General features: G+C 44.0%; 20 protein-coding genes. 8 read left to right on the top strand and 12 right to left on the bottom strand.

Annotation, left to right across the window (positions count from 1 at the left end; genetic code table 11):
- Nucleotides 1–115: 115 nt before the first annotated feature.
- The 3 genes from V6669_RS05175 to V6669_RS05165 all read right to left on the bottom strand — a co-directional run bounded on the left by V6669_RS05175 (nucleotide 116) and on the right by V6669_RS05165 (nucleotide 3,178).
- A complete protein-coding gene (locus V6669_RS05175) occupies nucleotides 116–1,009 on the bottom strand; it encodes a hypothetical protein (RefSeq protein ID WP_338591379.1) in 894 nt (297 codons plus the stop codon).
- A gap of 265 nt (nucleotides 1,010–1,274) precedes the next feature.
- Nucleotides 1,275–2,006: a nuclease-related domain-containing protein gene (locus tag V6669_RS05170; RefSeq protein ID WP_017690394.1), complete on the bottom strand. Its 732-nt coding sequence runs from the start codon at nucleotides 2,004–2,006 to the stop codon at nucleotides 1,275–1,277.
- 278 nt (nucleotides 2,007–2,284) lie between these two features.
- Nucleotides 2,285–3,178 carry an NAD(P)-dependent oxidoreductase gene (locus V6669_RS05165; RefSeq protein WP_338591375.1) on the bottom strand — a complete coding sequence of 298 codons (894 nt, stop codon included), beginning with the start codon at nucleotides 3,176–3,178 and terminating at the stop codon, nucleotides 2,285–2,287.
- 121 nt (nucleotides 3,179–3,299) lie between these two features.
- On the opposite strand from V6669_RS05165, the gene V6669_RS05160 reads away from it, so the two are divergent.
- The 3 genes from V6669_RS05160 to V6669_RS05150 are packed head-to-tail and all read left to right on the top strand — an operon-like array spanning nucleotide 3,300 to nucleotide 7,142.
- Complete coding sequence (locus tag V6669_RS05160; RefSeq protein WP_338591373.1) at nucleotides 3,300–4,511, top strand: endospore germination permease; 1,212 nt, start codon at nucleotides 3,300–3,302, stop codon at nucleotides 4,509–4,511.
- The gene (locus V6669_RS05155; protein WP_338591371.1) at nucleotides 4,474–5,982 is read left to right on the top strand and encodes a spore germination protein; all 1,509 of its coding nucleotides are present in this window, start codon (nucleotides 4,474–4,476) and stop codon (nucleotides 5,980–5,982) included. The genes V6669_RS05160 and V6669_RS05155 overlap by 38 nt, the downstream gene beginning before the upstream one ends.
- A complete protein-coding gene (locus V6669_RS05150; protein ID WP_338591370.1) occupies nucleotides 5,979–7,142 on the top strand; it encodes a Ger(x)C family spore germination protein in 1,164 nt (387 codons plus the stop codon). Before V6669_RS05155 ends, V6669_RS05150 begins: the two co-directional genes overlap by 4 nt.
- 133 nt (nucleotides 7,143–7,275) lie before the next feature.
- Here the strand turns inward: V6669_RS05150 and V6669_RS05145 are convergent, their stop codons facing one another.
- The 5 genes from V6669_RS05145 to V6669_RS05125 all read right to left on the bottom strand — a co-directional run bounded on the left by V6669_RS05145 (nucleotide 7,276) and on the right by V6669_RS05125 (nucleotide 10,485).
- On the bottom strand, nucleotides 7,276–7,749 hold the full coding sequence (locus V6669_RS05145) for a hypothetical protein (RefSeq protein WP_338591367.1): 474 nt from the start codon (nucleotides 7,747–7,749) through the stop codon (nucleotides 7,276–7,278).
- 145 nt (nucleotides 7,750–7,894) lie between these two features.
- Nucleotides 7,895–8,251 carry a hypothetical protein gene (locus V6669_RS05140; RefSeq protein ID WP_338591364.1) on the bottom strand — a complete coding sequence of 119 codons (357 nt, stop codon included), beginning with the start codon at nucleotides 8,249–8,251 and terminating at the stop codon, nucleotides 7,895–7,897.
- Nucleotides 8,252–8,320: 69 nt separating this feature from the next.
- Nucleotides 8,321–8,683: a hypothetical protein gene (locus V6669_RS05135; protein ID WP_338591362.1), complete on the bottom strand. Its 363-nt coding sequence runs from the start codon at nucleotides 8,681–8,683 to the stop codon at nucleotides 8,321–8,323.
- Nucleotides 8,684–8,713: 30 nt separating this feature from the next.
- Nucleotides 8,714–9,007 (bottom strand): hypothetical protein, encoded by a 294-nt coding sequence (locus V6669_RS05130; protein WP_100526553.1) that lies wholly within the window; start codon nucleotides 9,005–9,007, stop codon nucleotides 8,714–8,716.
- A gap of 35 nt (nucleotides 9,008–9,042) precedes the next feature.
- Nucleotides 9,043–10,485: a hypothetical protein gene (locus V6669_RS05125; protein ID WP_338591356.1), complete on the bottom strand. Its 1,443-nt coding sequence runs from the start codon at nucleotides 10,483–10,485 to the stop codon at nucleotides 9,043–9,045.
- Between the two features lie 146 nt (nucleotides 10,486–10,631).
- Here V6669_RS05125 and V6669_RS05120 point away from each other — a divergent pair, with 146 nt between their 5' ends.
- Nucleotides 10,632–10,910, top strand: coding sequence for a hypothetical protein (locus V6669_RS05120; protein WP_338591354.1), 279 nt, complete (start codon nucleotides 10,632–10,634; stop codon nucleotides 10,908–10,910).
- A 357-nt stretch (nucleotides 10,911–11,267) separates the two neighbouring features.
- The gene (locus tag V6669_RS05115; RefSeq protein ID WP_338591351.1) at nucleotides 11,268–11,801 is read left to right on the top strand and encodes a hypothetical protein; all 534 of its coding nucleotides are present in this window, start codon (nucleotides 11,268–11,270) and stop codon (nucleotides 11,799–11,801) included.
- A 233-nt stretch (nucleotides 11,802–12,034) separates the two neighbouring features.
- Here the strand turns inward: V6669_RS05115 and V6669_RS05110 are convergent, their stop codons facing one another.
- The 3 genes from V6669_RS05110 to V6669_RS05100 form a co-directional block, all read right to left on the bottom strand.
- Complete coding sequence (locus V6669_RS05110) at nucleotides 12,035–12,313, bottom strand: hypothetical protein (protein WP_338591349.1); 279 nt, start codon at nucleotides 12,311–12,313, stop codon at nucleotides 12,035–12,037.
- A gap of 36 nt (nucleotides 12,314–12,349) precedes the next feature.
- Nucleotides 12,350–12,631, bottom strand: a complete 282-nt coding sequence (locus V6669_RS05105; protein ID WP_338591346.1) for a hypothetical protein — start codon at nucleotides 12,629–12,631, stop codon at nucleotides 12,350–12,352.
- Nucleotides 12,632–12,800: 169 nt separating this feature from the next.
- Nucleotides 12,801–14,090 carry a galactokinase family protein gene (locus tag V6669_RS05100; protein WP_338591344.1) on the bottom strand — a complete coding sequence of 430 codons (1,290 nt, stop codon included), beginning with the start codon at nucleotides 14,088–14,090 and terminating at the stop codon, nucleotides 12,801–12,803.
- A 276-nt stretch (nucleotides 14,091–14,366) separates the two neighbouring features.
- On the opposite strand from V6669_RS05100, the gene V6669_RS05095 reads away from it, so the two are divergent.
- The 3 genes from V6669_RS05095 to V6669_RS05085 are packed head-to-tail and all read left to right on the top strand — an operon-like array spanning nucleotide 14,367 to nucleotide 17,300.
- A complete protein-coding gene (locus V6669_RS05095) occupies nucleotides 14,367–15,623 on the top strand; it encodes an MFS transporter (protein ID WP_338591342.1) in 1,257 nt (418 codons plus the stop codon).
- A gap of 59 nt (nucleotides 15,624–15,682) precedes the next feature.
- Nucleotides 15,683–16,609: a DUF2268 domain-containing protein gene (locus tag V6669_RS05090; RefSeq protein ID WP_338591340.1), complete on the top strand. Its 927-nt coding sequence runs from the start codon at nucleotides 15,683–15,685 to the stop codon at nucleotides 16,607–16,609.
- The gene (locus tag V6669_RS05085) at nucleotides 16,584–17,300 is read left to right on the top strand and encodes a MerR family transcriptional regulator (protein ID WP_338591338.1); all 717 of its coding nucleotides are present in this window, start codon (nucleotides 16,584–16,586) and stop codon (nucleotides 17,298–17,300) included. The genes V6669_RS05090 and V6669_RS05085 overlap by 26 nt, the downstream gene beginning before the upstream one ends.
- 216 nt (nucleotides 17,301–17,516) lie before the next feature.
- Here V6669_RS05085 and V6669_RS05080 read toward each other — a convergent pair whose 3' ends face one another.
- Nucleotides 17,517–18,116 carry a hypothetical protein gene (locus V6669_RS05080; protein ID WP_221818900.1) on the bottom strand — a complete coding sequence of 200 codons (600 nt, stop codon included), beginning with the start codon at nucleotides 18,114–18,116 and terminating at the stop codon, nucleotides 17,517–17,519.
- Nucleotides 18,117–18,270: the final 154 nt, after the last annotated feature.

Genomic DNA, 18,270 nt, shown 5'->3' with positions numbered 1-18,270 from the left:
GCACAACACATAGAACCCTGACCACCGATCGTCCCGGCAGTCAGGGTTCTATGAAATACCTCAGCATATATATATTTATATTTCGTTCAACTCATTCAAATTTTATTCAATACTACTATTCCTTTCCGTAAATCTCCTCTACACGTTCTTCCTCATTGGTAGACAACAGAACATTAAGCAACCCCATGGCATTATTGGCATCGGTTCTCGTCGTCTTATACATCTCGGCAAACGCCGCTTCATCCTGCTCCGGGTCCATCGCAGCAAGCTTGCCCCATGACGTGCGGGCTTTGTCGTATAACGTACTCAACGTAATATCACGCGGATGTTGTGCAACAGGTGCCATGGATTCAAATTTCGCTGTGACTCTGAAGAAATCCATCGAATCCTGGAACGATGTACTGCTATAATCCTTATTTTTCATCGCATCTTCGGTAATCAGCAGGCCTTCACGGGCGATAAACAGTGTTTTCACCATGGCACGCTCCAGATTGGTTGCTTCTTCCCAAGTTATATAAGATTCGTCAGGTGCTTGTACGGTTGTGAAAAATGGAAAGGCATCATCAATCAACCGCTGCGAATCGGAATGAATCGGCACCCCTGCATTCATGTCCACAACGGCATCGCTATAATTGGCTACATTAATATTTTTGGAACCTGCCTCACTGACCCGACGCACCGGATAATCATTCAGAGGGACACGGATATAACCAAGTTTATCCGCATACTGCTGCTTCAACTCTTCCAGTGTGGAGTCCTTTCCAATCTTGCCGTCGTCAGCTGAAGAAGATTCTTTTGCGGCTGAACCTGTCTCCTCACTCCCATTCGAACCGGTTGCTGCGGTTTCTGTTACGGCAGCATTCGTGCTGCTTGTTTCTGATGAAGCAACTTCTGTACCGGAAGCAGACTCCGGCGAAGACGTGTCTTTCGCTCCGCCACCACAAGCTGTCAGAATCGCTGCCAAACCAAGCATCACTGTGAACGTCTTTATCGTATAATTCCATTTCATCGTATAATCTTCCCCTATCGTATGTATATTCCTGAGAACCATTAACCTCTGCTCCAAGACTTGAACACTCACTTACAAAAATATCCTTTCATATAACATGCTTGATTCACACAATTGGACATGGTCTACATTCTATCATAAGTTAAAAATCGGTTGTATACGACGATATACCTGTGTCTAAAGCCTTTTACTATGCGCGCATTAACTACCACCGCAACACAAAAACACTGCCGTCCATATGGACAACAGTGTTCGTGAAACGTAATTATTTGATCCCTTTAGCCTTCTCCATATGCTCTGACCGAATCTGAGGATCGGTGGAATTGACCGAAGATAACAGAGCGTAGATCGCCTGGATATCCTTCTCTTGAAATACGGTTTCGGGAACCTCTGTCTCAAGTCGTTCTGTCTTGCGCTGAATCGTTTCCACCAATTCATGATCGTAGATGATCAGTTCGTCCGAATTCACATACCTCACAGCAGGATCAACACTGATGCGGCATCGGTTGGTGAAGGTCACCATGGAGACGAGACGTACTCTTTTGTAGTCTCCAAGGTGTGCATGGATAGCTTCCACATGTGCACGATGCTGCATAAGTGGATTGTACATTTTGACCCGGCTGCTGCTGACCGACCAATTGGCCTCTCTTCGTCCGCCACGGATCTCACCTGTCGTCAGATTTCGGGTTTCGATCACAAAGATTGCCCGAGGGCCGATCACAACATGATCAATCTGCGAATAACCGGAGCGTGACTTCGGATTGGTAACGAGCAGATCGTTCAGCACTTTATATTGACTTGGAAGACCTATCAGCTGATCTGCTGTACTAGGCTCCTCCGGCTGGCGTGTCCAATCCCCTTCCGCTTTTTTCTTGCGCTTACTTCGGACCATACGCGGGGGAATGGTTGTCGTTGATGGTAACGCTGAAGCGGAGGCTGTAATCTGGTTCGCAAGCTCTGGTTGTGTCTTGAACAGAGACAGGATTTTCTTGAACATGGGCAAGCTCCGTTCTATTATAGTGTGGGTTACGGGTGACCATTACAGGAGGAATAACATCCTTTGACACATTCATTATGTAAACTTCTATTACTTATGTCGGATAAAGCGGGGTAAAAATAAAGGGAAAACGATCAAAATCTCTCTAAAACGCAAAGTACATATGAACATTTAACCAATTCCGTGACTTTAGACGCATAAACAAACCGCAAAATTGAAAAAAAGCAGCGCAACCCTTTCCTGAATAGAAAAAGAATACGCTGCTGTTCTCTTGGATGTTAAGCCTGAAGATAATAGGTGTAGAGCACCTGTGTACCCTTCTCTTCCAGACCATTATTCGCTATTTCCTGATACAGAGATTCGGCCAGAGCCAACCCAGGTGTTTTCATGCCCATCGCTTTTGCAGACTCCAGTGCAATTCCCATGTCTTTGATAAAATGTTTCACATAGAATCCAGGCTCATAATCGCCTGCGATCATGCGCGGACCGAGATTGCTGAGTGACCAGCTTCCGGCTGCACCGGTAGCAATACTCTTCAGCACGGTCTCCGCGTCCAGACCAGACGTCTTGGCATAGGCAAGTGCTTCGCATACGCCCATCATGCCAGAGGCAATGGCAATCTGGTTGCACATTTTGGTATGCTGCCCGGCTCCCGCCTTGCCTTGCAACACAATGTTGCTGCCCATCTGCTCAAACAGCGGACGCACGGCTTCAAATGCCTCCGAACTACCACCAACCATAATGGACAACTTCGCGTTCTGCGCTCCGATATCTCCGCCCGATACAGGCGCGTCCAGTGCATGCAATCCCTTGGCTTCCGCAGCTTCAAAGATCCGTGCAGCCAGCAGCGGGCTGGATGTTGTCATATCAATCAGATATGAACCCGGTTTGGCATTGGCTACGAGACCATCCTCACCGAGATAGATCTCTTCCACGTCCTTCGGATACCCCACCATCGTGATGATGACATCACACGCGGCAGCCAGTTTGCCTGGTGTGTCATGCCATACGGCACCTTCCTTCACCAATGCTTCCGCTTTGGCAGCAGTTCGCGTGTAGACATGCAACGGATATCCGGCTCTCTGGATGTGCCCAGCCATGCTTTTACCCATCACACCTGTACCAATAAAGCCAACTTTTGTCTCTCCAGGTGCCTTCGTCGTATTTGTCATCGTAGGTTTCCTCCCTATTTTCCCTATTTCTCTAAACTTCGCTCAGTGCTTGTCTTCGACATTGCTATAACTGTATGTTAAAGCTTTCTGCTTAGTCCGTCCATATCGGTTACAGCTTTCTGTGAAAAAAACTGAAAAAGGAATCAACTTCCTGTATGCTGTGCAACCTAACGGAAACTACCTTGAGCGGACGGTGAATGTCATGAGCCATGAAAAAGGTCAAATTACCATCTGGTTATCCTTTTCCATCATTTTATTAAGTGCCGGACTGGTCTGCCACGTCTTGTCCATTCCTGCGATTCTTGAAGAGGCTGGTCGGGACGGCTGGTTGTCAGTTATCGTAGCTGCACCGTTATTCATGTTGTTTCTATGCATGATGTTTATCGTTATTCGGCGTGTGCGTGGACAGCGGTTAACCGATTGGATCACCCGAGAGTTTGGCATTATTCCATCGTGGATTTTTCGAATAACTGCTGCGATTTTACTGCTTGCGTTAGGGACACATACTTTATATGAAACAACGAACTGGACGGTGTCCACCTATCTACCGTTTACACCCACCTATGTGTTAGCCGGAGTAGGTGTACTCGTCGCAGCATGGTCAGCAGCTAAAGGAATCCGTTCTATCGCCATGACTTCAAGCATCCTTCTGCCACTAGTTATTCTGCTCGGCTACTTCGTCATGTCTGCCAATATGAAGTATAAAGATTATGGTCAGTTGTTTCCCATGATGGAACACGGCTTCACTCCGATTATGCGGGGCATGATCTATTCTCTCGCAGGACTGATGGAAATCTGGATTCTGATGTTATTCCAGCATGAGATCAAAAGCAAGCTGCGCTGGTGGCATGTACTGTTACTCGGAATTTTCATGATTAGCATGGCGATCGGGCCTACCATGGGAGCCATTGTCGAATTCGGCCCGGAAGAAGCGGCCAAACAGCGCAACAGTCCCTATGAACAATGGAAGCTTGTGAATATCGGCAAGCTGTTTCAACACGTGGATTTCCTCTCCATTTACCAGTGGCTGAGCGGTTCATTCGCCCGAGTAGCCATCTCGATATATCTTATTGTGGACCTGCTGGATATCCGCAGACCGAAGAAGCGATATATTACCATTGTCTGTATCTCATTCGTTATGTGCGCTTTCGCTATCCAGTGGTGGCGCATTGATTATGTAGATTATTATGTGCACCATATACAGTTTCCCGTCATGCTAGCTTATGTGGCAATCGTAACTATCCTGTTAACGCTAGCCGCTCTCATTCACAAAAAGGACAAGGAGGTTCCTGAACATGTCAAACCCACCCAAAACAACAGCAACAAAACCTGAACCGATTAAACCATTCCATATAAATGTACACAATCTGACCACCTTTTTTGCCGGGTCCGATGATGTTATTATTGATAGCCATGTATTTGGCGATTCGCAAATGAAGCTGATTATGGCCTATTGCAGCGGTATGGTCGATACTCAAGCCATCTATGATATCATTCTGCCAGATTTGAAAAGGACCTATGAATCAACCCATTTTATTCGCATTAATGACATCGAAAAAAATATCAATCTCCAGTGGAATACTCTTGATCTGAATGATCCGGCATATGGGACAGAACTCATGTCCCTACGGGTATTTGAAGGACATATTCTCATCTGCCTCCCCTCTCTTCAAACCATGTGGAGCTTAGATATATCCAACATCCCTACACGGACACCAGAAGAATCCACGACAGAAGTATCCATCCGCGGAGCGAGAGACGGGTTTATCGAACCGCTTGCAGTAAATGTCGCTTTGATTCGTACCAGACTGCGTACCAACCAGTTAGCCTGCAATATCGAACTTATTGGCTCAGTTTCGGCCACCAAGGTAGCATTGATGTATATCAAGAATATTGCCAATCCGGAATTAATTGACGATGTCAAACATCGCCTTCGCACAATCCAAACAGAGCGGATCATGACGGCTAATGAACTTGAAGAGTTGTTATCACCTGCCAAAATCACCTTATTTCCGTTAACACACTATACCGGGAGGCCAGACTTTGCAGCAGAATGCTTGCTCAATGGTCGCTTCATTCTTATTGTAGACGGTAATCCCAGTGCGATTATCGGACCCGTTAATCTGTTTCTGTTGCTCAAATCACCAGAGGATGCCAGCTTTCCTTTTTTGCCTGTCAATGTAGGTCGCATGTTGAGGTTTATCGGTCTGTTGGTCACCATATTTTTGCCCGGATTTTATATTGCGCTAACCTCCTTTCATATGGATCAGATTCCGTTTCCACTCGTGGCAACGATATCTGTTGGACGGATGGGATTACCCATGGAGTCTGGTATAGAAATGTTTCTGATCATGTTGCTGATGGAATTGTTCCGAGAAGCCGGGGTTCGTTTGCCAAGCGCCATCGGTCAGACCTTAACGGTGGTGGGTGGTCTGATTATTGGGGACTCAGCCATCCGCGCCGGTATGGTCTCCCCGCTGATGATTGTTGTTATTGCTGTAACTGTGGTTGCTGGAGCAACCATTGTCAATCAAGTCATGACAAGTTCCATCCTGATTTTGCGTTTTTTATGTTTTGTCCTGGGGGTAACACTGGGCATCTATGGGTTCATTCTGTCGATGATTCTGTTTCTCATCTACCTGACAGATCTCAAATCATTTGGCATCCCTTATCTGACACCTTTAACCCCACTGAATTTCAGACAAGCCATCTCATCCTTATTCAAAATGCCCACGGGCATTGGCAAACGCAGACCTGTCTATTTGGAGACGCAGAAACCGCGTAAGGAAGGTAATGGACGATGAACAGACTGTTGCATCGCTGTACGCTAGGCTTGTTAAGTCTTTCGCTAGTTGTCATGACGACTGGATGCTGGAGTGCATATGAAATTCAGCAGGTAGACTATGCCAAGGCGATCGGTGTCGATTTCAAGGATGGTATGTATCACATCTATGTACAGACACTGGATTTTGCGAGTATAGCCAAAAGTGAGAGCTCCAGCAAAACTGCGGAAGCCCCTCCGATCTGGGTTGGTCATGCTGAAGGGAAGACGATGAGTCTCGCGATGAACGAATTGTGGCGTGCCTCGCAATTACACATTGCCTGGGGACATGTGACGGCGATTGTACTTGCAGAGGGTGTGTTGAATAACAAACACATCAAGGACGTGTTCGACATGCTGGGTCGATTCCCGGAGGCACGTTATACCACCTGGGTATATGGTACACGTGAACCTTTACTGGATATTTTGAGCACAGCTTCTATTTATAATCTTTCACCGCTGGACAGCGTCCTTCATAACCCACTGCCCAGTTATATGGAGAATTCACTCTTCCCACCTGTTCTCAGCTTTGAGCTGATTGCGAAGCATAATGAAGAGGCAACCACAACATATCTGCCCGCCATTGCGCTCAACAAAGAACTCTGGCTACAGAACAAAAAAGAACATGAATTGTTTTTGATTGAGGGAGCGTTTTTTGAGAGGTCTGGAAAAAAGTTTGAGTATTTGCCGCACAGCCAACTGCCTGGCTATCACTGGCTGATCAAAAATATGCGTCGTGCGCCCTTGCTGATCCAGAAGGACAATGTCATCTATGGCGCCCTCAGTGTTGGTCTGCCTACCATTAAAATTAAACCAATCATTCACGGAGATCACGTCACATTCTCTATTGATGCCAAATATTTAACAGCGTTATATGAATATCTGATTCCAATGCCATACGATGAAATGACCAGGGTTAGTGAAGCCAAGCTGAAAGAACAAATCATGCAAACGTATCGTCATGGCTTGGAACGTGGCGTGGATGTATTTGGCCTTCAAGAAAATCTGTATCGTAAAGATCCGAAATTGTGGCACAAGTTATCAGGCGACGGAGAAAAATTAATTCTATCCGAGGATTCTATTGAGGAACTCAATATTCACCTCACGATCCCATATACCGGAAAATATAAAAGAAAAGTATAGCAACAACGTAAAACACCTCTTGCCCGTCTGGAACCGGATAAGGGGTGTTTGTGTAGCTAGATGTCGTTCGTTTGCAGTTCAGATCATGCGGATCTATGACAGCGAAGTTTCCATTCCATAAGCCAGCCTGCTCCTATGCCTCACTATCGAGAGATGAGTATATGATGTGACCTTCGTCATTTAATCCTTTTATGTCCCATATCATCTCGTGAATCGGCTGCTGGATTACCGCATACCACAACCTGCCGCTGGATTGATTGGAAGACGATTTCACGATTTCCGCTTCCAACCGTGAAGTTGCCAGATTGGATTCGTAGCGAATATGCACCTGGGTAATGTCAGCATCGTGGAGATACCCGTATATAATATAGATCATTTTTCCTTTAGACTCCTCGTATCCTGATATATGAGAAGAAAGCGGCTCGGTCGGATTATCCTGCAGACCCCCGCCTATTCTGGCCAGTTCGGGGAACCACATATTTTGCTGGATCAAAGCAGGAGTCAGGTTATTCGTAGTGAGATCTTGATATAAAACCAATTGTGTTCGCGGTTCAATAGTTGTAATTAGCTTCACCTGTTCGAAATCAATACCATTTTGGCCGAGCACTGAATCGATGTCCTGAGGACCACAAGAGCGGATCAAAAACAGAGCGACCAATACAAAGAACAACACGTACGCTAAGCGTTTACGGTTGCTTGTCTTGGGGCATAGATTAACCTCTCCTTAAAATTGAATCTCTATAAACAATTAATTATCGTAGAAATGGTATGTCAGATAGTGCTGCCCCGAAGTAATCTACCAGCATCCATGCAGCGATCCATAACAATGGTAACTGCATGATCCAGTAAGGAAAGATGTATCTCTTCTCATGATAAGAAACCCATCCCGAAACCAAAGCCGCAATAACACAGAGTGGGTATGACATCAGTATATTGCCTTCCAAACGACTTGCCACCTGATACTCAGATGGAGTGGGTGCAGCGAGCGACATTCCCATGGCAAATGCGATCAACGGCCAGATCAGTAATGTCAGACCATATATTAAGGTGAAAATCATGATGTACAAAAAACTTCTTTCTTTACTTCTCGTTATATCTTTGCTTAACAAGCATACTCTCTCCCATGCGTTCATTTTATTTAAAAAGACGGCCAACGGGCGCTTACTCTCAACTAACTTTCACTTCTTATAATAATGCATTACCCGCAACCGAGTAGTTAGGATTAAGGTCTGAGGAATGAGCACAAAGACAATATACATAAGTACAATTAACCATAGATGTGCGGCAAAATGTTCTGCACCGAACGATGGTTTCGGACGTTCAATCCAATACCACCAGCACGGGATGGCAATAAACCATGTCAATCCCGTCGAGAGGAACATGTCTTTTACATCGCTCCATAGAAAGCAGAACACCGCGACGAACAAAATAGGACCTGTCCACGAATCCAATAGCGGGCCCCAGCTCTGGAAGACAAAGATAATGGCAGGATATAGAAGATTGATGGTCCAGCGCCATATCAAATTGTTATAGATATACATAATTCCCCCCAGTTCGGAAAATAAGGACGATTAATAAGGGTACTGGGCTTTGCGTCGATCTTCGCGGTCGGCCTCTTCCATCTTCCTTATATATTGTTTTAATTGTTCTTTGTGTGCTTCTAACTCTGCTAATTTGGATGTAGTTCCTTCAAGAAATGTCGACATTTTTGCAGACAACTGTACTGCGGACTCTCCCTTCCAATCGTGCAGTCTTCCATATATGTTTCGCATCTGCTGTTCCTGTTGAATCAAGCGTTGCTGCAACTGTTCACACTGCTGGATCGCTCTTCTCAAATCTGACAGAGAGACAGATATTCTCCCCATATATACACCTCCTGTAGTTCATTGCAGCTAAACTATTATCGATCTGCCAGAACAAAATCCTGTCTTTTTCGTTCGATATAATCTGCGATCTCTGTAATGGATTCTTGGTACCACCGATTGACCCGCTCCAACGTTGCTGTAGCATCATAGGCAATGGGTGTAAAGGACTGGCTCTCACTTGTTGATATATGCGCTTGAAACATCTGGATTGAAGAGCGCGCATCATTGGCAAAACCATGTAGACTATCCCGCATCTGTCTGGAAGCATGTCCAAGCTCCTCAGGTGTTAGCTGAATGGTGCTTCCGTGTTGGTCGCCAACATAGTACGCTGAGTTCTGTCTATTCATTTCGACTGGGCTGATTCCTAGTACTGCTGCCGCAAGTTGGCCAAAACCTCCCATAGCAGAACCATGCTTCTCGACAAGCATATTCATCGCTTCTTTAAACTCTTCTCTTGCCTTCATCATCTCTGAATAATTTTCTACTCTAGGCTGACCATCCACACGTCGCCCATCTATCGTATACAATGTATTACTTATGTTCCCTTTCTCATCGAATGTAAAATGCTCCATACTATGTGTTCTCTGACCCACTAGCATGGAATCCAAAAACTTAGATAGTACACTCTGTTCTCCGGATATAGACGGAACACGAATAAATTCAAACGACCACTTGTTACCAAACAATCTTTGTTCCCACCACGTCTCCCGAGGTGCCGGTAAGAACATGGGGATGGTCTCGTATCGATTAGCATCTTCAAAAGTCGAATTGATATAATAAGTAGCACCGACATGCTGCTCAGCATTCTTCACACCAGAACCCACAGAATCCCCTGGATGGACATAGGCCACATTCGTTTTCAGATAATCTCCGTTCCGAACCTTCTCTTGCAAATCATCAGGAAGTAAATGCACAATACTTGGCGGATTATAACTAGCTGACGATATTCCATTACGAATCGCCACATATTCCGCCTGAGCACCTCCCAACGAGTGTCCAGTCGTTGATATTTCAGCTTCTGGGTACTCCTCCTTCACCTTATCAAAGAGGTTCATTGCCTGAACAAATTGATTATTCTGATACCTAGATTCAGCCTCAATAAAAGGCATTTGTTTATGCAGAGGTAACGAGGCAATCTCTTCCTTATATTGCTCCATATAATTGTGAGTTTCCTCCAAATTCTTGGTTCGATTACCCACAACATCATTTAAATCAGTCTCCCAGTCTGTTAGTACACTCCATTTGGGACGATCAGGGGGTTCAGTTCCCCTATAACCAATAATAACTTGATTGTTATCCTCATTGTAAAACACTGAAGCATCAAATCCCGAACCATTCGTATCGTGGAGTATTGCTCCCTTCGGTTCAACTATTGTCCAACCTGGAAGATTTTCATTTTTATATCCGGATGATGGTAAATCTCGTTTGTATACCTCATCAGCAATGGTCCAATAGGTCTTATCATTTATGTATGTCATGATACCCCACCTTGTCTATTACATTAATTTGTATTAAAGTGTGCTTAGAGTTTATTTCCATAAAAGGAGAATTAACGCTTATGCAAATAAAACCTGCAGCTCTGACCTTACTTATTTTTCTATTCTTATTAGGAGGATGTTCAAGTATGTCTACCTCAGATAAGCAAAGTATTGTTGAAACAGCTACACCAATAAGTGTTGAGTACATAAAGAAATACTATAATGCCGACTTTATTGTAACGAGTCACGATATTGATGATCCTTCCATTCATTCACGACTATATCTATACGGTCATATAACGGGACATGAGGATGAACGTATCACAGTTTCCTATAACTACGACTCGCAGGAGGTTATCAGTGTAGAAGGACCTGGCTGGTTTATCGATAGTCGAAACCCGAAAAAGGAAGTACCTTCCTCCTGAGAAAAAACTACAAAGTGATACACCAATTTTTATGTTTCATTAGGAATGACTTGGACCAAATGTCCAGGTCTCTTTTTTTTCAGTTGTTAGGCGTAGTTTATTTGTAACAATTTACCTGTATTTATATCCATTCATTATAAATCAATATCTGTACACCCGAAAACAGATGTCTGCAAAAATAAGCAGAAAGTCTGTAAATTGAGTTTGAATAGCTAAATAAAATTGAATCCATCTAGGCCGTTTTGACCAGATAAACCAGTGATATGCTTAATTATGGCAGAGAAATGAAGCGAGTAAGCATCATTTTGGATATAATTGCTCATACTACCTTCAGGAAATTATCGAAGGAGTGACAGTATGAGATTAAAAAGTATGATTGCTGTTGGAGCTGTGTTAACTTGCTCAACTTTGTTATGGGGATGTGGTAATGGCACCGCGAATAATGCTTCCCAGCAGCAGAATGACACCGTCCGGTCGGAGAGTTGGAGCGATCCCAAACGACTGGAAGCTTCTCATCTTGAGGCACTTGAGCGTATGGAGAAAGATCATATCCACCGAATGGTCTCACTTAGTGCAAGTACAGATGGAGACAAAGTGATGACCACACTTGAACGATCGAGCCAAAAGTTGGAGGAAATGCGACCGCTTGCCGAAATGCTCCAGCATGAAGGACATCCCGCATTATTACAGCGAATTCAAGATATGTCTGGTGATATCCAAGGTTCCAAATCCGTCATTGCTGAGATGAAAAAATTGCCTCAGGACGGTAAAATTAAGATCCAGTCTGAGAACTCCGATTCTTTGCATCACATCAGCAGCTTCCGTGATTACCATCAGTATATTCAGGGACAAGTGCAATCCTTGAACAGCAGTAATCCCAATTTACACTAAACAGTAACAGTACTGATTACCCGAGTGACTTCAATCTATAAAAATGTATGAACGAAGCAAACAATAGTTAGATGGGAAGCTTATTTCCCTTCTAACTATTTACTTGTGAGCAGGTATAAAAAATCACTGTATCATGCTGCGGTCAGATCAGTTGCACTTCGTTACATGCCAAAGGTTAGACAGTGACGAGTAATCCCGACCAACTCCCCTCACTGTTTAACCTCACTTCTCTGCTACTCACTCGCACCCAGATACGTCAGTAACGCCGCCAGCGTCGTCACAATAAAGATGTGAATCCATACGTTGGCTGCCCCATATGACATGTTGAAAAAACCCAAATAGCTAAAAGAATCGCCTCCGTAACTGCCCATTTGGAATATGAGTAGCATACACAGCAGAATACTGAACACGACTACGGTCAGCGCTCCGGCTTTTAACCTTCTATCCTCATCCATCCGAAAAATCAACAAAGTACCAAATACGATCGCAATCAAAAACACAATAAATAACATACGGAATAGATCTCTCCTTATCTCTCTAGTTGTCTGCTACTCTACCCATAGAGATACCCAGATGAACATCGTAAATAACAAGACGGGCACAAGAGCACCTGTGGTTAAGATAATCCAAAGTGTCGCGGGCTTGATCTTTTGACAGTATGCATCGACCTTGCTCATCCGATCTTTGCGCCACTTGGCGAATCTGAGCTGTTTGATCATCCGATTGAGAACGATTTTCCGCTCCTCGCTCTCTTCGAATTCTTCGATCGCACGCCGTAACTCCTCGTATAATTGAGCCTCTTCCTGCCCAGCCACTGTAGGTGTAATCATCTGATCCTTCCTCCCATGAGCACATTATTGAGATACAACCACTACTTAAATAACACATTACACCCTTCAAAGTTTGAAACTTTTCAAAAATGGAATAACCCAAAAAGCCCGGGCATCGCCCGGACTTCCTTGAATAATAACTATTTATCTGAGTACTGTTTAGCCAGCATTAGGCAATCAATGCATTCAGACATACTGCACCCTGTGCACGCACATTAACAACAATAATCGGCGTTTCCAGCATGTCGTGCATCCATGACATATACTCTTCTACTTTTTCGTTCGGAAGGATCGTCAGAATAACCCCTGCGAATCCACCACCATGAATACGACAAGCGCCATCACCCAGGTTTTGCAGATAATTCTCGGTCAGTGCCAGCGCGATGCCAATCTCCTGTTCTTTCACAGCACCACTCTGATATACATTCTGCAGCCACTTCCATGACGAGTTACCGGACGCCGTAATCAGTTTCAAGAAATCAGCAAACCGTCCATCACGCAACGCCTGAACCTGACCATCGACACGATTATTTTCCTCCAGGAAATGAAGTGCACGCAGCACTCCACGATCCCCAGCAACTTCACGAACCTTCTTGAGGTTAGCATAGATTGCGTCAGCTGTAATTTCCCGAACATACTCACTGCCGAGCGCCTGAGCAACCGCTCTCATCTCATATGGCACAGCAGCGTAATCTTCCGTCAGATCGGCGTGGTTACCGCCCGTATTCACAATGACCAATGAGTAGCCGTTCTGTTGGAAATCCCACTGAACAGGTTCAATGACAGGCTGTGCAGGATTTTCGAAATCAATAGAAATCAGTCCGCCGTACGCACAAGCCATCTGATCCAGCAGACCGGAAGGTTTGTTCCAATAGTGGTTCTCCGCATACTGACCGATTTTCGCCATTGTCACAACATCCAGTGCACCGTCATTATAGAAATGATTCAAAATCGTACAGATCAGCATCTCAAATGACGCCGAGGAACTCACCCCAGATGCCGAGAACACATTACTTGAGAGATACGCCTGGAAGCCGCCAACCTTATATCCAAATTCTCCAAATCCCGCAGCCATACCGCGAATCAATGCTGTTGTGCCATCGTCTTCCGTATTTGGCGTGAGGTCCGTGAGATCGATTACATATTTCTTGTCATAACCTTCTGAGTAAAACGTAATAACCGACTCCGAAGTTGGTGCTGCCACTGCAATCGTATCCAGCGTAATGCTGCCTGCGAGCACTTTACCATGGTTATGATCCGTGTGATTACCGCCAATCTCGCTGCGTCCTGACGCGCTGAACAACTTGCTTCCTTCTTGTGCGCCAAAGTACTCTTCGAATGTTGCGTTCAGCTTCGTGTAACGTGTGGTCTGCTCCTCTACTTGTGATTGTCCATACATTTGGGCAAGCAACGCTTGGCCCTCCGTGGATTGGATCAGATTCAATGGTTGTGTCGTCATTAATAATCCTCCTATGGATATGCAGCTTTTATTTTTAGACTATTGGTGAACATGGTTGTCGCGTCTGTTTCATGCCTTATTCCTCTCCCATTATCTCAGCTTCGTAGCGGAAAAGGTAGGGTAGAATTGAAAGTTTGTAAGCGTTTTGTGAAGTTATTTGTTGTAAAAATAGGATTGAAAACCATTTTAGAATAACTTAAATTTGGTTTAAGTGAAAACACATTATTTTCCAACCTCAAAGTTGGTATGCTTAACATCTTATTGTTGGAGGGAACGATGAAAATCAAGTCGAATTATACCAAGTTATTCGGTGCATTTTCGCTTACTTTCTTGGGTGATGGACTTACACTTGCTGCGGTTCCATGGCTCATATCAACACTTACGAGCGATACGCTGTATGCCTCCATCACCATGACGGCACTTCGTTTACCCTGGCTACTATTCAGTCTGCCAGTAGGTGTCCTCATCGACCGTTACTCACGCAAACATATGTTGATTGGGGCAGGCTTTACTCGAATGATCCTTCTGCTTGTCCTGACGTTATGCATCTGGGGAGGATGGGTGAGTATTCCGATTCTGGCACTGTTCATGTTTGGGATTGGCCTGAGCCGAGTTGTATTCGACAGTACAGTACAGACGGTGATCCCACAACTGGTAGATGAGAGTAAGTTGGAGAAAGCAAATGGGCAGTTCACCGCCGGACAGTTAATCACAAGTGATATTCTGGGCGTTGCCCTGGGAGGGTTCATCATAACCCTGCATATTGTTTTTCCTTTTGCCATAGACGCCGTAACAGCTGTTATTGCTCTACTCTTTTTGATCAGTTTGAAGGGAAACTTCTATCCAGGGGATACGGAAACAACCAAGAAGGAAGTTCGACCGATGAAGAATTGGAAACGCGAGATGTGGTCCGGTATTCAATATGTCTATCATGATCGTTTTCTCCGCGGACTAGCCATTCTATCTGTCACCATTACGCTGATGTATTCGATCATTCTGGCTACTCAGATCTTTTTTGTAAGAGATGTGCTTCAGTTGGATGCTTTTGCATTCGGTATTCTCATCTCCATTGCAACCATCGGCAGCATTGTAGGAAGTCAGGCTGTTGCTTATATGCGCAAGAAATGGAGTACAAAACAATTGATTATTACCTCCATTTTGTGCATGGGAATCATCTACGGTGTGGTGGGTTTAACTACAAATGCGTATATGGTAGGCAGTCTGTACTTCTGTGCTGCATTTTTCATTATTGTCTACAATGTTACCCGTTCCTCCATCCTGCAACGTTCCGTTCCTAATGAAATGCTTGGCAGGGTTGGAAGTGTGTTTCGCTTTCTATCCTTTGGCATCAGTGCCATTGGTACACTTCTCGGCGGATTATTGGTGCGGGTTAGTGAGACGACATTTGATCGCGTATTCTCGCTGCAACTCCCTTATCTCTTGTTAAGCCTGATCTATATCCTGTCTGCTCTGATGTTCGCACTGAAGATGAAGAATCATTCAGAGAGCCAGCAGCGTAACATCAACGCTTGACTGTAACGTTAGGTCATACTTGATAATGATCTCAAGCTTACATGAAGGAGAGATTAAGGATGAAAATTACCGCGTTACGTTCAGATCAAATCTATGAAAAGATCATCCAGGCTGCACCCGATGAGAAATTGGAGTTATACCGCGAGCGAATGATGAGTCCATTCATGAACAAATGGAACATTCAACAGATCCCGTTTCGATCAAGCGAACCTAATGGCTTCGATGTAATCATGATGAATAACTTTATGAATATCGCTCCAGCAGATATTACACCTGAAATTAACGAATCGTTAGCAGCGATCTCGTCGGAAGCATTTTGGCAACAGTGTCATGAAGCTGTTCGTAGGAGTCTATCGACCTTTACAAATCATGGAATTGAGCTATCGGTCTCCGAATATCTATACACGATTTTATTAGGCGACAAGAATAGTCCTTCACTCGCCATGAACGAAGGCATCAGCGGAGATGGTGGAATCCCGGGTTATATTATTGCGAACCTTATCCCCAATGGGTATACTCTACCTCGTATGCAATCCGTGTTAGCCCATGAATGCAATCATAATGTGAGATATCAATATATCCAGTGGAATCCACAGATTACGCTTGGCGAGATGGTTGTTAGCGAGGGGCTGGCCGAGAGTTTTGCGACATCCCTGTTTGGAGAAGAACTGCTAGGACCCTGGGTAGCCAAAACGGATATGGAGAATTTGAATAACGTTATCAAGCCGAAAATGAAAGACCAGCTGCATGTCACCGGTTTTGACCATATTAATCCGTATCTATACGGCGATGAACTTGCCATCATGCAAAACTTTACGCCCGTAGGTATGCCCTATGCGGCTGGCTATGTCTGCGGTTATCACCTAATTCAATATTATCTGAACAAAACAGGTACACCGATTACCGAAGCAACTATCACTCCGGCAAGTGTTATCCTTGCTGAAACAAAGGACTTTTGGAATGAAGACACCCTATTTCACCGTTAAAGATATCATTCAGATTACAGGCATCACCAAACGCGCATTACATTATTACGATAAAACTGATCTATTAAAACCGAGCAAAGTCGAGGACAATGGCTATCGGTATTACGATCAAGAGGCACTGGGGAATCTGCAAATGATTCTGTTGTTCAAAGAAATGAATTTCTCCTTAAAAGACATTGCAGCCATGATGCAACTCTCCAAAGACGAACAGAAAGAAATCCTGAGAGAGCACCGCAGTACACTCGTTCAACGAAAACAAAAGCTTGAAACCATCATCGACCAGTTGGACGAGTATGTGGATGGAAAAGATATTGTTCATCTTCATCTGTTTGACGACTCTTCCATTCTGCCCATCCAAGAACAATATGAATCCGAGGCGAAGTTCATCTACGGAGATACCGAGAAATATCAGGAATTCGAAGCTAATGTGAACCAACTGTCTGTGGAAGAACAAGAAAAAGCCTACCAGCATTTCTCGGTCAACATGGAGCAGGTATTTCGGGAATTGGCGAAACATCAGGATCGGTCCCCTGATTCTCGTGAGGTACAAGCGTTAGTGCGTAAATGGAAGAGTTGTCTGGAGCAGTTTATGGTCTGTGATGCTGAGATTCTGAGATGTATCGCGGAGACCTATACGACGGATCGTCGCTATGCGGTTATTTTGATCAGTTTGGCGATGGGGATTTTGTGAGGTTTTTGTATCAAGCGATTATGGTCTATGTGGAGAGTGGGGTCATATCAACTGTGAAAGATGTTAGATGACCTCCGAAAGAACGCACAGAAAAAACACGGAACAATGGTAATATCAATTAAACGCCCCATTATGTAGATGATGTATCTAACAAACCCATGGCTAGAGCACCTTAGCCATGGGTTTGTTGATGAATATTAATTTCTAGAAATGTTTTTATCTGAATTCACCAACTAGATCAACTCCGTCAAATGTAGCCTTTGGATAATAATAAACAAACATAGGTAGGCCTGTGAATGAATCAGACTTATTTAAGGTAAGGAAATCCACTTTGCCAGACGATGTCTGGCTTACTGTATTGTTATAGATCTTACCTATTGCTCCAGTTTCAAAATTTACAATACCTACACAATCAATTTTAACTTCTGCTCGGATGTTTCTTTTTATGCCAGCTGTGTCCCATGCGTCCATATAGAAATTCCAACTATTTTTACCGAATCCGTTATCGTATTCTACATAACCAGTTAAAGCTAATGTTTTATTGTTACCTGTGAAAAATTTCTTTGATACCGAAAAGACTGATACGTCCCCTTTATTTTGAATATATGTTATATTATTGTTTAAAGCTGAGTTTTCTTTTAAATATTGTGTATCTTCGTCAGAAAATGGTTCGTTCACTTCATACTTATCTAGTATATTTTGTATTTTTAAGGCTGTATCTTCCTCACCTGTACTTGCGTGGGCTGAATTAGTAAAAAGAACGGAAATGGATATTGAAACCAAGAATAATGTCAATAACATACTGATCTTCTTCACTTTAAATACCTCCTAAAAATTATTATGAAAGGGGTTTCGACAATGCACATTGTGTGGAATAATATTCTTATTCTCGTTGTTAGCCTTCTTATCTTAGCTGGACTAGTTTCTGGCACAATCTACTTTTTAATAAAAAATAGGTCTAAATAGTTCA

The sequence above is a fragment of the Paenibacillus sp. Y5S-9 genome (assembly GCF_036894235.1).
In the GTDB taxonomy this organism is placed as follows: Bacteria; Bacillota; Bacilli; order Paenibacillales; family Paenibacillaceae; genus Paenibacillus.
Note: the sequence above shows the minus strand (reverse complement) of the source record. Positions and strands in the feature narration are given on the sequence as shown.

Coding starts and splice junctions, on each gene's coding strand:
- V6669_RS05085 (WP_338591338.1), top strand. CDS start 16,584: ATGAAGACACCCTATTTCACCGTTAAAGATATCATTCAGATTACAGGC.
- V6669_RS05150 (WP_338591370.1), top strand. CDS start 5,979: ATGAACAGACTGTTGCATCGCTGTACGCTAGGCTTGTTAAGTCTTTCG.
- V6669_RS05175 (WP_338591379.1), bottom strand. CDS start 1,009: ATGAAATGGAATTATACGATAAAGACGTTCACAGTGATGCTTGGTTTG.
- V6669_RS05090 (WP_338591340.1), top strand. CDS start 15,683: ATGAAAATTACCGCGTTACGTTCAGATCAAATCTATGAAAAGATCATC.
- V6669_RS05095 (WP_338591342.1), top strand. CDS start 14,367: ATGAAAATCAAGTCGAATTATACCAAGTTATTCGGTGCATTTTCGCTT.
- V6669_RS05155 (WP_338591371.1), top strand. CDS start 4,474: ATGTCAAACCCACCCAAAACAACAGCAACAAAACCTGAACCGATTAAA.
- V6669_RS05135 (WP_338591362.1), bottom strand. CDS start 8,683: ATGTATATCTATAACAATTTGATATGGCGCTGGACCATCAATCTTCTA.
- V6669_RS05165 (WP_338591375.1), bottom strand. CDS start 3,178: ATGACAAATACGACGAAGGCACCTGGAGAGACAAAAGTTGGCTTTATT.
- V6669_RS05130 (WP_100526553.1), bottom strand. CDS start 9,007: ATGGGGAGAATATCTGTCTCTCTGTCAGATTTGAGAAGAGCGATCCAG.
- V6669_RS05125 (WP_338591356.1), bottom strand. CDS start 10,485: ATGACATACATAAATGATAAGACCTATTGGACCATTGCTGATGAGGTA.
- V6669_RS05115 (WP_338591351.1), top strand. CDS start 11,268: ATGAGATTAAAAAGTATGATTGCTGTTGGAGCTGTGTTAACTTGCTCA.
- V6669_RS05170 (WP_017690394.1), bottom strand. CDS start 2,006: ATGTTCAAGAAAATCCTGTCTCTGTTCAAGACACAACCAGAGCTTGCG.
- V6669_RS05105 (WP_338591346.1), bottom strand. CDS start 12,631: ATGATTACACCTACAGTGGCTGGGCAGGAAGAGGCTCAATTATACGAG.
- V6669_RS05100 (WP_338591344.1), bottom strand. CDS start 14,090: ATGACGACACAACCATTGAATCTGATCCAATCCACGGAGGGCCAAGCG.
- V6669_RS05120 (WP_338591354.1), top strand. CDS start 10,632: ATGTCTACCTCAGATAAGCAAAGTATTGTTGAAACAGCTACACCAATA.
- V6669_RS05110 (WP_338591349.1), bottom strand. CDS start 12,313: ATGTTATTTATTGTGTTTTTGATTGCGATCGTATTTGGTACTTTGTTG.